Source organism: Pantoea sp. JKS000250 (genome assembly GCF_003201065.1).
GTDB classification, from domain to species: Bacteria; Pseudomonadota; Gammaproteobacteria; order Enterobacterales; family Enterobacteriaceae; genus Pantoea; species Pantoea vagans.
This window is the reverse complement of record NZ_QICZ01000002.1, coordinates 490,656-505,356: the sequence shown is the minus strand read 5'-3', so window position 1 is coordinate 505,356 and position 14,701 is coordinate 490,656. Positions and strand designations below refer to the sequence as shown.

General features: G+C 55.9%; 14 protein-coding genes. 8 read left to right on the top strand and 6 right to left on the bottom strand.

Annotated elements, in window-relative coordinates; all coding sequences use genetic code 11:
* Positions 1 to 435: 435 nt before the first annotated feature.
* The gene (locus BY447_RS22225) at positions 436 to 1,020 is read right to left on the bottom strand and encodes a TetR/AcrR family transcriptional regulator (RefSeq protein ID WP_110332267.1); all 585 of its coding nucleotides are present in this window, start codon (positions 1,018 to 1,020) and stop codon (positions 436 to 438) included.
* 104 nt (positions 1,021 to 1,124) lie between these two features.
* Here BY447_RS22225 and BY447_RS22220 point away from each other — a divergent pair, with 104 nt between their 5' ends.
* A complete protein-coding gene (locus BY447_RS22220) occupies positions 1,125 to 2,018 on the top strand; it encodes an ABC transporter six-transmembrane domain-containing protein (protein WP_110332266.1) in 894 nt (297 codons plus the stop codon).
* A gap of 104 nt (positions 2,019 to 2,122) precedes the next feature.
* Here BY447_RS22220 and BY447_RS22215 read toward each other — a convergent pair whose 3' ends face one another.
* Entirely contained in the window at positions 2,123 to 2,872 is a 750-nt protein-coding gene (locus BY447_RS22215) for an NAD-dependent epimerase/dehydratase family protein (RefSeq protein WP_110332265.1), read from the bottom strand.
* Between the two features lie 304 nt (positions 2,873 to 3,176).
* Here BY447_RS22215 and BY447_RS22210 point away from each other — a divergent pair, with 304 nt between their 5' ends.
* Positions 3,177 to 4,373, top strand: coding sequence for an MFS transporter (locus tag BY447_RS22210; protein ID WP_110332264.1), 1,197 nt, complete (start codon positions 3,177 to 3,179; stop codon positions 4,371 to 4,373).
* A gap of 424 nt (positions 4,374 to 4,797) precedes the next feature.
* Positions 4,798 to 5,010: an RNA chaperone/antiterminator CspA gene (gene cspA / locus BY447_RS22205; protein WP_003855207.1), complete on the top strand. Its 213-nt coding sequence runs from the start codon at positions 4,798 to 4,800 to the stop codon at positions 5,008 to 5,010.
* Between the two features lie 182 nt (positions 5,011 to 5,192).
* Here cspA and BY447_RS22200 read toward each other — a convergent pair whose 3' ends face one another.
* Entirely contained in the window at positions 5,193 to 6,209 is a 1,017-nt protein-coding gene (locus BY447_RS22200) for a lipoate--protein ligase A (RefSeq protein WP_110332296.1), read from the bottom strand.
* Between the two features lie 232 nt (positions 6,210 to 6,441).
* Between BY447_RS22200 and BY447_RS22195 the strand changes: the two genes are divergently transcribed.
* The 5 genes from BY447_RS22195 to BY447_RS22175 all read left to right on the top strand — a co-directional run bounded on the left by BY447_RS22195 (position 6,442) and on the right by BY447_RS22175 (position 11,753).
* Positions 6,442 to 7,353, top strand: a complete 912-nt coding sequence (locus tag BY447_RS22195; RefSeq protein ID WP_110332295.1) for a DMT family transporter — start codon at positions 6,442 to 6,444, stop codon at positions 7,351 to 7,353.
* A gap of 145 nt (positions 7,354 to 7,498) precedes the next feature.
* Positions 7,499 to 8,728, top strand: a complete 1,230-nt coding sequence (locus BY447_RS22190; RefSeq protein WP_107320374.1) for an MFS transporter — start codon at positions 7,499 to 7,501, stop codon at positions 8,726 to 8,728.
* Between the two features lie 26 nt (positions 8,729 to 8,754).
* The gene (locus BY447_RS22185) at positions 8,755 to 9,816 is read left to right on the top strand and encodes a sugar phosphate isomerase/epimerase family protein (RefSeq protein WP_110332263.1); all 1,062 of its coding nucleotides are present in this window, start codon (positions 8,755 to 8,757) and stop codon (positions 9,814 to 9,816) included.
* 67 nt (positions 9,817 to 9,883) lie between these two features.
* Positions 9,884 to 10,864 carry a LacI family DNA-binding transcriptional regulator gene (locus BY447_RS22180; protein WP_110332262.1) on the top strand — a complete coding sequence of 327 codons (981 nt, stop codon included), beginning with the start codon at positions 9,884 to 9,886 and terminating at the stop codon, positions 10,862 to 10,864.
* Between the two features lie 163 nt (positions 10,865 to 11,027).
* A complete protein-coding gene (locus tag BY447_RS22175) occupies positions 11,028 to 11,753 on the top strand; it encodes a pirin family protein (protein WP_110332261.1) in 726 nt (241 codons plus the stop codon).
* A 40-nt stretch (positions 11,754 to 11,793) separates the two neighbouring features.
* Here the strand turns inward: BY447_RS22175 and BY447_RS22170 are convergent, their stop codons facing one another.
* Genes BY447_RS22170 through BY447_RS22160 form a run of 3 tightly spaced genes read right to left on the bottom strand, consistent with a single transcriptional unit; the run spans position 11,794 to position 14,700 of the window.
* Positions 11,794 to 12,615: an alpha/beta fold hydrolase gene (locus BY447_RS22170; RefSeq protein WP_033785059.1), complete on the bottom strand. Its 822-nt coding sequence runs from the start codon at positions 12,613 to 12,615 to the stop codon at positions 11,794 to 11,796.
* A gap of 50 nt (positions 12,616 to 12,665) precedes the next feature.
* A complete protein-coding gene (locus BY447_RS22165) occupies positions 12,666 to 14,291 on the bottom strand; it encodes an MFS transporter (protein ID WP_110332260.1) in 1,626 nt (541 codons plus the stop codon).
* The gene (locus tag BY447_RS22160; RefSeq protein ID WP_110332259.1) at positions 14,278 to 14,700 is read right to left on the bottom strand and encodes a DoxX family protein; all 423 of its coding nucleotides are present in this window, start codon (positions 14,698 to 14,700) and stop codon (positions 14,278 to 14,280) included. The genes BY447_RS22165 and BY447_RS22160 overlap by 14 nt, the downstream gene beginning before the upstream one ends.
* Between the last annotated feature and the right edge of the window lies 1 nt (position 14,701).

Genomic DNA, 14,701 nt, shown 5'->3' with positions numbered 1-14,701 from the left:
CGTCACAGTTGAATAAATGAATTAAAATGGGTGGCTATGTGTAAAGCGCGGCCAATATAGGTGTTTTTCAGGTCCGACTCAATGATTAATTTTGTCGGCAGATAACACATTCTTTGCTATAGGAATCAATCAGTTGGTGGGTTTATGACCGCATGCATTATTGCCGCTACGCTAACGTCTTTCTAATAAATGGCGTAAAAACACCAGCTTACCTGTTTCAGCAGGCGCTAAGTCAATGATAATAATCTGTGTAAACAGCTGTTTCCGGCGAAAAACGCTATCAAAAAGGGGGCTTTTCAGACGTAAAAAGCATAAGTCAGCTTAACTGACGAACTCGCATTTATAGCCGCTTAAAACTGCACGCTAATTAAAATAATAAACCTTTCTTTAACATTTAATTAATATATGGCGAAAGGTAAACCGTATTAAGCGGGATTAACGGCATGGCCCCAGGGCAAATTCAACAAACTGGTGGAGGTCTGTCATGGCTTCGCGAGCTTTGGACTCTGAAGGATTTATGGTCAGCAAATCCGCATAGCCATTCAGCATGGCGCTGATTTGCCTGGCGGTGCGGGGAACATCATCACATCGCAGCGTGCCGTCGGTGACACCGTCACGGATTATCCCCTCCATCAGTGCCTGCCACACTTCAGTCATCTCTTCAGCCAGTGCAGCATAAGCAGCATTGTGCGCTGCCGTCTGCCAGAAAGAGGCGTAGAGCTGCCAGGTGGCATCCGGCGCACTCGGCAGATGGCTTTCAAACAGGGTATGCAGCCGCTGACGCGGTGTGAGCACGGCCAGTGTGTCGGCAAAACTTTCAAAATCGACCCGCATAAAGCGTTCCAGCGCCGCCAGGCAGAGTGTCTGCCAGTTGCTGAAGTAGTGGTAAATATGACTGCGTGAAATACCTACCGACTCGGTGAGTTCACGGGTGGTCACTTTTTCGATCCCTTTCTCAATAAACAGCACTATCGCTGCATCCAGGATTTTGGTTCTTAATACCTCAGCCGACTCTTTCATTATTCTCTCTATCACTGCCACGTTGACTTTGAGCAACTGCTCAAATAGACTGCTTTTCGTACTTGAGCAACCGCTCAAGAGTAACTCTATCAGAAACAGAAACTATGTCTTCCTCAAAAACGATCCTGCCCGTTGCGGCTCCCCGCAGCGCTATTCTGACATTAAAAATGCTTGGCCGCCGCCATAGCCGCAAGCTATTCCTCACGCTGCTACTGGTGGTGGCGGAAAACGTCATGTATCTGCTTTATCCGCTGCTGGCGGGCTTCGCTATCAACGCCATACTCTCCGGCAGGACCTGGCATGCGGTGCTCTATGCGGCGATGGTCTTTACCATGTGGGCCATCGGCGCAGCGCGGCGCAGTGTCGATACCCGTACTTTTGCCCGCATCTATGCTGAGCTGGCCGTGCCGGTGATTGTGGCACAGCGCAATGAAAAACAGAGCGCGTCGACGATTGCTGCGCGGGTGGCGCTGTCTCGCGAGTTTGTCGACTTTTTCGAGAAGCATCTGCCGGTGCTGATTACTTCGCTGGCGTCAATGACCGGTGCGGCAGTGATGCTGCTGGCTATCGAGTTCTGGACCGGCGCAGGCTGTCTGGCGATCCTGCTGTTCTTCGCCTGTTTCCTGCCGGGATTTACCCGCAAGAACGATGCGCTGTTTGGCCGTCTTAACAACCGGCTGGAGAAAGAGGTGAGCTTTGTCAGCAACGCGAACGCCGCGTCACTGGGCCGCCACTATGGCGTGCTTGCCAGTCTGCGGATCCGCCTCTCGGATCGGGAAGCGTGCGGCTATCTGGCTATCGGTAGCGTGGCGGCACTACTGTTTGCGGTCACCATCGCGGTGATGTCGGGCCGTGGCGGCATCAATGCCGGTCATATCTATTCGGTAATGACCTATATGTGGATGTTTGCCATGAGCCTGGATGATGGCCCTCAGCTGCTGGAGAAATATTCACAGCTCAAAGACATCGGTCGAAGGGTGAGTACTGGAACGCATTGATTGGCTCGATTCCGCTTCTGCTACGTCTGAATTCGGCTTCCGGCAGCGCTTAAGAGACCGCCGAACTTTCTGGCGGTCGTTCATCTTAAGCATGACGACCCGATTTAATAATCCAGTTCACCCGGCGCGAATGTTTTGAATGCATTATCAGACGGCGTATAGCCCAGCACCTCGCGCGTCTGTGTCAGATCAAAGCGTTTAAAGCGGTTATCGGAAATGCCGTAGCCAATAAAGAAGGTGATGTTCTCTGCCTCGACAGCGCCGGTCAGCAAGCGGACGGCATCATCCGGACTCAGCCATGCGCTGTAATCCCGCGCAGTGTGCTGGCTGTTATCCAGTTTTGCTTCAAACGCTCCGATTCTCAGTGCCACGCAGCTCAGACCCTGCTGGCTGGCATAGAAAGCGCAAAGGGCTTCCCCATAACATTTGGTCACGCCATACAGATTTGCAGGACAGACAGCCATGCCGGGATGTATCTGAACATCTGTCGGATAGCCCTCAATAGTCTGCGCACTGCTGGCAAACACCAGACGACGACAGCGATGCTCTGCGGCAGCCTTCAGTAACCAGGTGGTGGAGAGAATGTTCGCGGGCAGCAGATCGTCGAAACTGGCCTGTGCATCAGGGATACCGGCGAGGTGAATGACGGTATCGACAGGTTCTTCGGCCAGCAACTTCGCCGCCTGATCAGGTTGCGACAAATCCGCTGCGATAAACCGATGCGGGGCGGGGATTGCGTAATCGGGCTCCCGCACATCCGTCAGGATAAATCGGTAGCGATTCTGGGTGGCTGCGAAGAAGGTCCGGCCAATGCGTCCGCTGGCGCCGGTAAGAAGGATCACTCTGGTCGTCATCTGCTGATTCCTGTTCAGTAACCTGTTAAATAAAGACGCGTTAACCGGTCAGTTAAGCAGACATTCCCGACTTAAGCCTGCCTGCTCTCTCTGGATTGTGAGCGGGCACATAACGATTCGCTCGAGACCTGCACAGTGGAAGCCTGCCGCTGGCGCAGCCTTAACTGTGCGTCAGATCACAAAATGGGTTGCTTAGCGCGGCATGACTTTCTATAGTCAAACCGCTTCATCCGGACGGGAACACGTTCTGCTTTCTCCCGCCGGCTCACGTCAGCTTTTCAGTTCAGGCCATTGGGAATCAATTTTGTTAAGAAAAAATCATAAAACCGACGATGCCGGCTTTATCCGCTGGGCATTACTCGCTCTGGCGCTGGGCGGCTTTGGTATCGGAACCGGTGAGTTCATCATGATGGGCCTGCTGCCCGATGTTTCACGCTCTCTGGCGATCACCGAACCGCAGGCGGGCAACGCCATCGCCAGTTACGCGCTGGGTGTGGTGGTGGGCGCACCGTTTATTGCCGTCCTGGCAGCGCGGATGGCGCGTAAATCGCTGCTGCTGATCCTGATGGCGCTGTTCAGCATCGGTAATGTCGCCAGCGCAATGGCCGACAGCTATCACGGGCTGCTAATTGCGCGCTTTCTGACCGGGCTGCCGCACGGCGCTTATTTTGGCGTGGCCTCCCTGGTGGCGGCTTCACTGGTACCGATTGAACGGCGCGGCCGCGCGCTGGCGTCTCTGATGCTGGGCCTGACGGTCGCAACGCTGATTGGTGTGCCGCTGGGCTCGTGGATTGGGCAGCTATTCAGCTGGCACGTGGTGTTCACCTTTGTGGGCGCGATTGGTCTTCTGACCTGCCTGCTGATTGGTCGCTATGTGCCTTACACGCCAGGCGATGCGGATGCACATCCGATGCGCGAACTGGGTGCGCTGAAAAACCCGCAGGTGCTGCTGACCCTGCTGGTGGGCGCGGTCGGCTTTGGCGGCATGTTCGCGATCTTCAGTTACATCGCGCCGACGCTGATTAATATCGCTGGCATCTCTCCTTCACTCATTCCATGGGCGATGGTGGCGTTTGGACTGGGAATGATCATCGGTAATCTGGTCGGTGGCCGTCTGGCTGATGGTGCGGTGCTCAACATTATTGGCTGGACGCTGTTATGGAACGTGCTGGTGATGCTGGCCTTCCCGGTACTGGTTCAGCATGTGGCCACCGGACTGCTGGCGACCTTCCTGATTGGCTCCTGCTCGGTGCTGCTGCCGTCGTTACAGATTCGCCTGATGGATGTCGCCAATGATTCACAAACGCTGGCGGCTGCAATGAACCATTCGGCGTTGAATATCGCCAATGCGATGGGCGCTTATCTCGGTGGCCTGACGGTGTCGCTGGGCTATGGCTGGATCTCCACAGCCTGGGTCGGCGTGGCGCTGGGTGTGGCCGGTCTGATGGTGTTTGTAATGACGGCGCGCCATGCTGCGCGTCAGCAGGTACAGCCAGCCTGACCGAAATAGTGCAGGGCGCAGCGACAGACATGGCCGCTGCGCCGCATTTGCCCGGACCTGAGGTATTATTTTTTTTGCAACGCTAATCACGTCATTTTAATTAATCAGACCATTCAGCAATCATTATCCATCCGACAGCCCTGAAAATTGAAAAGGCTTTAAAAATCAATCAGGGCGCTCCGGACGTCTGGATGTTAAAATTAAATTAAAATAATGTTTGCTTAAGTCGCTCAGGCATGACTTAATAGCGACCTCGGTTTGGAACACAGACCTTATCAAAGCAGTTTTAGTAAAGCAGTCCTCAGTGCAAGCGATATCTCAAGATACCCCTTCTTCATGAGTCTCCTCCTAAAATCCTGGTAAGTAACCTTCTGGAAGACAGGCCATCTTCGCCACTTGTGGCTCATAAATTAAGGAAATATCGATGTCTAATAAAATGACTGGTTTAGTAAAATGGTTTGACGCGGGTAAAGGCTTCGGTTTTATCTCTCCTCAGGACGGCAGCAAAGATGTATTCGTACATTTCTCTGCAATCCAGAGCAACGATTATAAAACTCTGGACGAAGGCCAGCAGGTCGAATTCACTATTGAAAACGGCGCTAAAGGTCCTTCAGCGGCAAACGTAGTTCCTATGTAAGCCTCTGTTATCAATGACGCTTACAATCGCGATGACGGCAATAGCCTGAGCAGATAAGCCTGAATTGATAATAATAAAACCCGCCTTGTGCGGGTTTTTTGCGTTTATGCCTGGCTGAATATATGCGCGATGTCTTCGTCCGCGACAGCGTTTCGCGCGGGCCAGTCTCAGACTGAGCCTGTTCATCTTAAGCTTGCGATCAGCCACTGCTGCAATTCTGTCAGCTCCGCCTGCTGTGCCGGGAAATCGGCAACCAGCTGACTCAGCACGTGCTCCAGTGCATCAGGCCGGTAAGTGACGTTCTGCATTCGCTGGGCCAGCGCTTCGAGTGGCGCGGGATTGAGACTGTCGCTGAAAATCTGACAACGGCTGATCACGCCGCGTTCGACATCGAAGTGAATCTCCACACCGCCCCAGACGAAACGCTGGTCCAGCAGATGTGAGAAGTCAGGTGCCTGACCGAAATTCCAGTCCCAGCTACTCTGCTTTGCGAACTGCTCAGTGAATCCAGGCAGGTCGGGCAGGGCATCGGGAGAGATCATCTCCGGCTCACACTGCTCGCCGAAATGTTCAAAAAATGCGTCCGTTACCGCGGAGCAGATCGCCTGATAGCTGATACCCGGCGTTAACTCCGTCAGATTGGCGACCCTGGCGCGCACTGACGTAATCCCTTTGGCCTGCAGTTTCTTCACATCAGGATTAAGGTAATCTGCCAGCCGGGAAAGATCGGCATCCATCAAAATAGTGCCGTGATGAAAACCGCGATCGGGTGTTTCACGATACGCAGACCCGGAGATTTTGCGCAGTCCGTCAGCGGTGTTCACCACTAAATCGTTACGGCCGGATGCTTCCGCCGGAACACCCAGCGCGTTCAGTGCGCGCAGGATAATAGCAGTTGAAACGCTTTTATCGTACTCCGGCTTGCCGGCCATAAAGGTAAAACAACAGTTGCCGAGGTCGTGAAACACCGCGCCACCGCCGCTGCTGCGACGCGCCAGACGGATGCCATCTTCCGCCATGCGCCGGGTGTTGCACTCTTTCCACGGATTCTGCGCCCGCCCAATGACCACCGTTTCCGCATTCCGCCACAGGAACAGCACCCGCTGGGTGGCGGGCATCTGCCGGAAAATGCACTCTTCGACCGCCAGGTTAAACCAGGGATCACTGGATTCCGATAACAGTAAACGCAGCGTGGACATCATGAACTCCCGTTCCATATGAGAAGCGGCCCATAAAAACAGGGCAGAGCGCAGAAGTCTACCAGCACGAACACGGACCCACATGCCTCTTCATGCCGTGATGCGGCGGCAAAAAAAGATAATCTGCCGTCTGCGGCGCAATCACGGCAGATTGCTGCACAGCATTGTGCCAGTATGTTGTCTGAGTCTGCTGATTTTACAGCTTATTTTCCCTACTGAGATTAAAAACCTTATGAACGCGTCCGCTGGCATAGCGATGAAGATCACAGCTGCGTTGAGCTCCACGCTGATGCTGGCCTGTGTAAAAGGACTGGATGGCGCAATCCCGGTCGGCGAAGTGATCTTTTTCCGCTCTGTGCTGGCACTGGTCCCGCTGCTTATCTGGCTGCGTTTCCAGGGCAGCGTGCTGGAGGGTATTCGCACCCGTAATGTTCGTGGGCATTTTGTGCGCGGCCTTGCCGGAACCGGCGGCCTCTATTTCAGCTATCTGTCACTACTCTACATCTCACTGACCGACGCCACCGCGATTAACTATGCTGCGCCGCTGTTTACCGTGCTGCTGGCGGCACTGCTGCTGCGTGAAAAAGTGCGGCACCATCGCTGGGTGGCGGTCTTTACCGGTTTCAGCGGCATTCTGGTGATGTTTTCCGGGCATCTTTCGCTGACGCAGTCGGCGTCATTCTCGCTCTCCGCGTCGGCGGGCATTCTGCTGGCGCTGATGGCAGCTTTCTGTACCGCCTGCGCACTGGTCCAGATTCGGTTTCTTAACGGCAAAGAGAAGCCGGGTGCCATCGCCTTCTGGTTCGCCGTCACCACAGCGTTAACGTCGCTGATCACGCTGCCGGGCGGCTGGAAAGTGCCGCACGGTAATCAGGTAGCGCTACTGATAGGCTGCGGGCTGCTGGGCGGAATCACGCAGATTCTGATGACCCTGAGCCTGCGGTACGCTGAAGCCTCGTTGCTGGCGCCGTTCGATTACACCACGCTGATCTGGTCTGTCGCGGTGGGCTATCTGTTACTGGGTAATCTGCCGACTACCACTACGGTCATCGGTGCGGTTCTGGTGGTGTGCGGCGGCCTCTATTCAGTGCTTTATGAGCGCTACCATTTTCGTAAATCGCGGTTAGCGGATATCACGACCTGAGCAGATGTCACATCACAATGCTGAATAATGAAAAGATGATAACGTACTGTTACCAGTTTGTGATCGCGGCGAAAGAATAAATGCTTGTAATCGATTACTTTTAAATCCGGCTGAAAGCAATCGATTACTTATTCGTGAGGTTCTCATGATTGCAACGGTGCAGGTGAGTGCAGGTCAGCGGGTGCAGCATAAGCTGCTGGTGCCGCGCCTCTCTCTGATGATGTTTATGCAGTTCTTTATCTGGGGCAGCTGGTCGGTAACGCTGGGGCTGGTGATGACCCGTCACAATATGCCGTTGCTGATTGGGGATGCGTTTTCAGCCGGGCCTATTGCGTCAATTCTCTCGCCGTTTGTGCTCGGTATGCTGGTGGACCGCTTCTTTCCCTCGCAGAAAGTGATGGCCGTGATGAATCTGGCGGGTGCAGCGATTCTCTGGTTCGTGCCGCAGGCACTGATCGCAGAGAACGGCGCGTTGCTAATCGCCCTGTTATTTGGCTATACGCTCTGCTTTATGCCGACGCTGGCGCTCTCGAATAACATCGCCTTTCACAGTCTCGCCAGCAGTGAGAAGAGTTTCCCTATTGTCAGGGTCTTCGGCACCATCGGCTGGATCGTCGCGGGGATCTTTATCGGCGTGACCGGCATTGCGGACAGCGTCGTGGTGTTCCAGCTGGCGGCACTCTGTTCGGTCCTGCTGGCCATTTATAGCCTGACGCTGCCTCACACCCCGGCACCGGCTAAAGGTTTACCGTTAAAAGTCCGCGATCTCTTCTGCGCCGACGCCTTCGCCTTGCTGCGGCTGCGTCATTTCATGGTCTTTGCGCTGTGCGCCACCCTGATCTCCATTCCGCTCGGCACCTACTACGCGTTTACTGCCTCCTGGCTGGCGGATGCCGGTATCCGCGAAGTCAGCACGCTGATGTCGCTGGGCCAGATGTCTGAAATTGCCTTCATGCTGATCATCCCGCTGCTGTTTCGTCGCCTGGGTGTGAAGTACATGCTGCTGATTGGGATGACGGCGTGGTTTGTCCGCTATGCCCTGTTCGCACTGGGCATGAGTGATGAGACGCGCACGCTGATTTACCTCGGCATTCTGCTGCATGGCGTCTGCTATGACTTTTTCTTCGTGGTGGGATTTATTTACACCGATCGGATTGCCGGTGAAAAGGTAAAAGGGCAGGCGCAGAGCATGGTGGTGATGTTCACCTACGGCATAGGCATGCTGCTGGGGTCGCAAATCTCCGGCGCACTCTACAACCATCTGGTGGCAGGTCACGCCAGCGCGCAGAGCTGGGCAATCTTCTGGTGGATCCCTGCGGTTGCCGCTGCGCTGATTGCGATTATCTTCTTCTTCTCGTTTAAATACCGTGATTAGGCGGTAGCGAAAAACAGGAGCTACTGATGAAAACAGTTAAGGGACCGGGCATCTTCCTGTCGCAGTTTATCACCTCGCAGCCGCCGTTTAATTCGCTGGCGGGTCTGGCGGAGTGGGCCGCCGCGCTGGGATATCGGGCGCTGCAGATCCCCTGTCACCAGCCCGCTATTTTCGACCTTGAAAAAGCAGCGGTCAGCCAGACGTATTGCGATGATGTCCGGGGAATGCTGGCCGGTTTCGGACTGGAGATCAGCGAGCTGTCTACCCATCTTGAAGGGCAGCTGGTGGCGGTGAACCCGGTATACGACCTCGCATTTGATAATTTTGCGCCAGCAACACTGCGTGGCGATCCCGCCCGGCGCACCGACTGGGCTATCGCCACGCTGAAGCGTGCGGCGGCGGCCTCGGAAAAACTCGGTCTGCGCGCACACGCGACGTTTTCCGGCTCGCTTGCGTGGCCCTGGTTCTACCCCTGGCCGCCGCACCATGAAGCGCTGTTCGACGAGGCATTCACCGAGCTGGCCCGGCGCTGGCTGCCGGTGCTGGATGTGTTTGAGCATCACGGCGTTGACCTCTGCTATGAGATTCATCCCGGCGAAGACCTGCATGACGGCGTCACGTTTGAGCGTTTTCTGACGGAGGTGAATCATCATCCGCGCTGCAACATTCTGTATGACCCCAGCCATCTGCTGCTGCAACACATCGACTATCTGCAGTTCATCGACCTCTACCATTCGCGTATCAAAGCCTTTCACGTTAAGGATGCTGAATATCAGCTTAACGGGCGCAGCGGCGTCTATGGCGGTTATCAGCCCTGGCTGGCCCGTGCCGGACGCTTTCGCTCGCCGGGCGACGGGCAGATCGACTTCAAGGGTATCTTCAGCAAGCTGGCGCAGTATGACTATGACGGCTGGGCGGTACTGGAGTGGGAGTGCTGCCTGAAGGAGGGCGAAACCGGGGCGCGTGAAGGTGCAGCGTTTATCCGTCGCCATATTATTCCCGTGGCTGACCGCGCGTTTGATGATTTTGCGTTAGCAGAGAACGCCCCATCGGTACGCCACCAGCTGGGTCTGGATCGCAACGCCTGAAATGGCGGTATGGATTCAGCGGATGAGCGGTGAGTCAGCTTTCACGCATTAAACCAGAGGGATCGCTATGTCTGTTCAGAAAATCGCCCGGATGGCGGGTGTTTCAGTTGCCACGGTTTCCAGGGTGCTGAATAACAGCGACAGCGTAAAACCGGCTAATCGTCAGAAGGTGCTCGCGGCTATCGAAGAAAGCCAATATCAGCCCAACCTGCTGGCTCGTCAGCTGCGCACGGCGCGCAGCTCGATGATTCTGGTGCTGGTTTCAGATATCTCTAACCCGTTCTGCGCCGAGGTGGTTAAAGGCATAGAGGCGCACGCCGAGAAAAATGGTTATCGCATCCTGCTGTGCAACTCGGGCGCGGAGATAGAACGCTCACGCTCCAGCCTGCAACTGCTCTCCGGCAAAATGGTGGATGGCATCATTACAATGGATGCCTTCAGCAAGCTGCCGGAGCTGAGTCAGCTGATAGGCGCGGCCCCCTGGGTTCAGTGTGCCGAACATGATGACACCGGCCAGGTCTCCTGCGTCGGTATTGACGATGATGTCGCTGCGCAGTCAGTGGTGCAGTTCCTTGCGGCGCGGGGACGTCAGCGCATCGCATTAATCAATCACGACCTCCGCTACCGATATGCCCGTCTGCGTCAGCAGGGCTACATCCGCCAGCTCAAAGAACAGCACCTGACCTGGCAGGCGATTGCCTGTGCCAGCGAATTAAGCTTCAGCGCGGGTAAAGCGGCGATGGAGCAACTGCTGGCGGACGAAACCGTTCCTGACGCGGTGTTTGCCGTGTCTGATACGCTTGCCGCTGGTGCCATGACGGCGATTCAGCAGGCGGGGTTACGGATACCCGATGATATCGCCGTGGTGGGGTTTGACGGCAGCGAACTGGCTGAAATGGTCTCACCGCCACTGACAACGCTGGCACAGCCCTCAAAGGAGATAGGCCGTCGGGCCTGTGAATTGGTGTTGCAGAAAATCATGTGTCCCGATGCGCCTTCACAATGCGTGATCATGCCGGGTGAGCTGGTGGTGCGGGGTAGCAGCTGAAAGCGTGACCCGTCAGATTTCCCCCCGTTAAACCACGCCTCTATTGTCCACTAAAAGGCGACAGTGATTGCTTTTTAACGCCATTGTGTGACCATCTGGTTTACTTATATGCTGTTTCCATCGAAGGGCATTCGCACTTCCCGAATCAACGAAGGGGCAGAATATGATTGAGCAAAGATTGTCAGAGCAACGTGGCGTGGGCGATCACGGTTGGCTGAATTCACGTCACACCTTCTCTTTTGCAAACTACTGGGACCCAAAACAGGCGGGCTTCTCCGATCTGCTGGTGATCAATGATGATCGTGTCGCTAAAGGACGTGGTTTCGGTGCGCATCCGCACAGCAATATGGAGATCATCTCTTATGTGCTGGAAGGCGCGCTGGAGCACAAAGACTCAATGGGTACCGGCTCGGTGATTGTTCCCGGCGATGTGCAACTGATGAGTGCGGGCAGTGGTGTGACCCACAGTGAGTTCAACCACTCAGGTACTGAGGGCGTGCATTTCTTGCAAATCTGGGTGGTGCCTGCTGAGAAGAACACGCCGCCAGGTTACCAGCAGGTCTCCGTCAGCGAAGCGGATAAACGCGGTAATCTGCGACTGATCATTTCGCCAGAGGGTGAAAACGGGGCATTGCGGGTGCGTCAGGATATTCGCATCTACGCGGGACTGTTCCAGGGCGATGAGCAGCAGACGATCACGCTGCCGGACGATCGCTACGCCTATATTCATGTGGCGCGGGGCAGTGTCCGGGTCAATGGCCTGCAGTTTAATGCCGGAGACGGCGCGCGGGTCCGTGATGAGAAAACGCTGTCGTTCAGTCACGGTGACGGGGCAGAAGTGCTGTTATTCGATCTGCGTCCGAATGAAGTGAATCATCCAACACGTTAAAATGAAAACTGCGCGGCTTTCACCGCGCAGTTTTTTTTCATCACTGCGCGTTAAGAAACGCCAGCAGATCCTGATTCAGCTGATCCTGATGCGTTACCGCGAAACCATGCGGCGCATTGTCATAGACCTTAAGTTCAGCACCCTCAATCATCTCCGCCGCCACTTTGCCGGTGGATTCAAACGGCACGATCTGGTCGTTACTGCCATGAATCACCAGCGTCGGCACATTCACTTTCGCGACGTCAGCACGGAAATCGGTTTCCGCAAACGCGGTAACGCAGTCCACGGTACTTTTTAGCGAGGCCAGCAGCGCGATGTTCAGCGTCTGCGTCATCACGCCATCTGAAACGGTCTGTCCGGCGTTGGTGCCATAAAACGGGGTGGCGAACTCTTTGATAAACTGCGCACGATCTTTGAGCAGACCCTCACGAATTCCCTCGAATACCGACATATCGACACCCTGCGGGTAGTCTGCCGTTTTGCCAAAGATGGGCGTAACGGCACCCAGCAGCACCAGCGCCGCGACGCGATCACTGCCGTAACTGCCGATGTAGCGCGTAACGTCGCCGCCACCCATGGAGAAGCCCACCAGCGTCACGTTTTGCAGGTCAAGATGGGTGATCAGGTCATTAATATCCGAGGCGAAGGTATCGTAGTCGTTACCGATCCAGGGCTGATCGGAGCGACCAAAGCCACGACGGTCAAATGCAATAACCCGATAGCCGTTATCAGCCAGGAATTTCATCTGGCTGTCCCACATATCGGCATCCAGCGGCCAGCCGTGGCTGAACAACACAGGTTTACCGGTGCCCCAGTCCTTGAAGTAGATTTGTGTGCCGTCGGTCGTTTTAAAGGTGCTCATGGTATTGCCCTCTGTATGACGTGATGGATAAAAAGTTGGTGTTACGCCAGTCACACTGGCGCCACCAGATAGCGAACCTCGGGTGAGCACTCGCCCTGATGAAAAGCGAAAACCCGCCGCTCTATTTTTTTGTCGTTGATAGTGTAGCGCTCTTTCTGACGCAGATGCTCGACCCAGGAGCCGACCACAAACGTCTCAACGAAAATGCCGGGCTGCAGGATATCTTCATAAAGTGACCAGTTGATGGCGCCACCGCGGCGTCTGACCCGTCGCATATCCTGCATGCAGACGGTAAAAGCGTGTGCATCATCAATAGTAATCCGGTATTCGTAATTCACCATAACCGGCCCGCGTTCGTGACGAATATCCAGCGCAGGTGCATTGACGCCGTCACCGATCATGTCGAGATTAAGATCGGGATCCTGATCGAGTCGCCAGCGCCAGACGGTGCTGCTGGCCAGCACCATACCCAGCGCCGCGATACAGAGCGACAGCGGAATGCTGAAGTGCGACGCGAGCTGTCCCCAGAGTGCGCTGCCTGCGGTCATAGAGCCAAAGAAGACCGTCAGATAAACCGCCAGCGCACGCGCTTTTACCCATTTCGCCGCGCTGCGCTGTGCGCCGAGATTCAGCGTTGAGAGCACCGCTATCCAGGCGAAGCCGGTAAAGAACTCGAATGCATTCAGCAGCCAGAAGTGCCGCACAAAAGCCAGCGCCAGCATAGTCAGGGCAAAGATCAGACTGGCGAGCACCATCAGGCGATCGGAGCTCAGGCGACGACGCAGACGCGGCAGCAGTACTGCACCGGTAATCGCGCCGACACCGATGCAGGCCAGCATGATGCCGTAGCCACCAGGGCTAAGGCCGAGCTCTCGACGCGCCACCAGCGGCAGTAAAGCCCAGCCTGCGCTGCCAGACAGGAAGAACGCGAAGGTCCGCACCAGCACGTTACGCAGAACCGGTGCCGCATGCACGTAGCGCAGACCGGCACGCACCGCCGGGAAGAAATGCTCCGGCGGGAGGCGCTGCACGCTCGGCTCTGCTTTCCAGCGCCAGAGCACCCAGGCGACGCCCAGCACAGACAACGCATTGAGCAGGAAGACCATCCAGGGACCGGTGAATGAGAGGATCAGACCGCCCAGCGCCGGACCGATGGCGCGACTGATATTAATGCCGAGCGAGTTAAGCGCAATGGCGGCCCCCAGCTCCGGTTTAGTCACCAGATCCGGCACGATCGCCTGGAAGGGCGGTGAACTCATGGCGGCACCCGCGCTCAGCAAAAAAGCTGCGCCCAGCAGCACCTCAGGTGTCACATGGCCGGTCCAGGCCAGCACCGTCAGCCCGGCCGCGGCGATAAAGGTCCAGAGCTGGGAAAACAGCAGATATTTGCGGCGGTCAACGATATCCGCCATCACGCCCGAGGGCAGCGCGAACAGAAACATCGGCAGACTGCTGGCTGCCTGTACCAGCGCCACGGCCAGCGGGTCGGCACTCAGCGTCAGCATGCTCCAGTTCACGCCCACATCGTTCATCCAGGAGCCGATATTGGAGACCACGGTGGCGATCCACAGCATGCGGAACACCGGCTGTCGCAGTGGCTGTAGCGGTGAAACCTCACCTGAAGTCGTCTCAGGCGGTTCCTGATCGATCTGGTGGATATCATTAACCTGTGCCATAACGTCTCCCCTGAGGTTTTGTCGCGCCGATGCGCCAGCCGCCAGGCCCGGTCAGCGCCAGCGTGGTAAAGATAATCAGCAGCAGCCAGCCGAACTGGCCTTCAGCCAGTGACCAGCCAGGGTGAACCACCAGCATCGCCACCAGCAGCACCGCGATGATCGGCAGGCAGGCAATCCGGGTTCCACAGCCGATGATAATAAAAATCGGGCATATGACTTCCGCCACGATCGCCGGCAGCAGGCTCATCATCGGTCCCAGCCCGAAGGGATCTTCGATTCGCGTCAGTTCTTCGCTGAAATGGAGAATTTTCGGCAACCCATGCACCTGTAACAGCAGCAGGCTGCCGGTCAGGCGCAGGAAGAACAGCCCCGCGTTGGTGCGGGGCGAAAGAGCAATAGCGCTATTCATG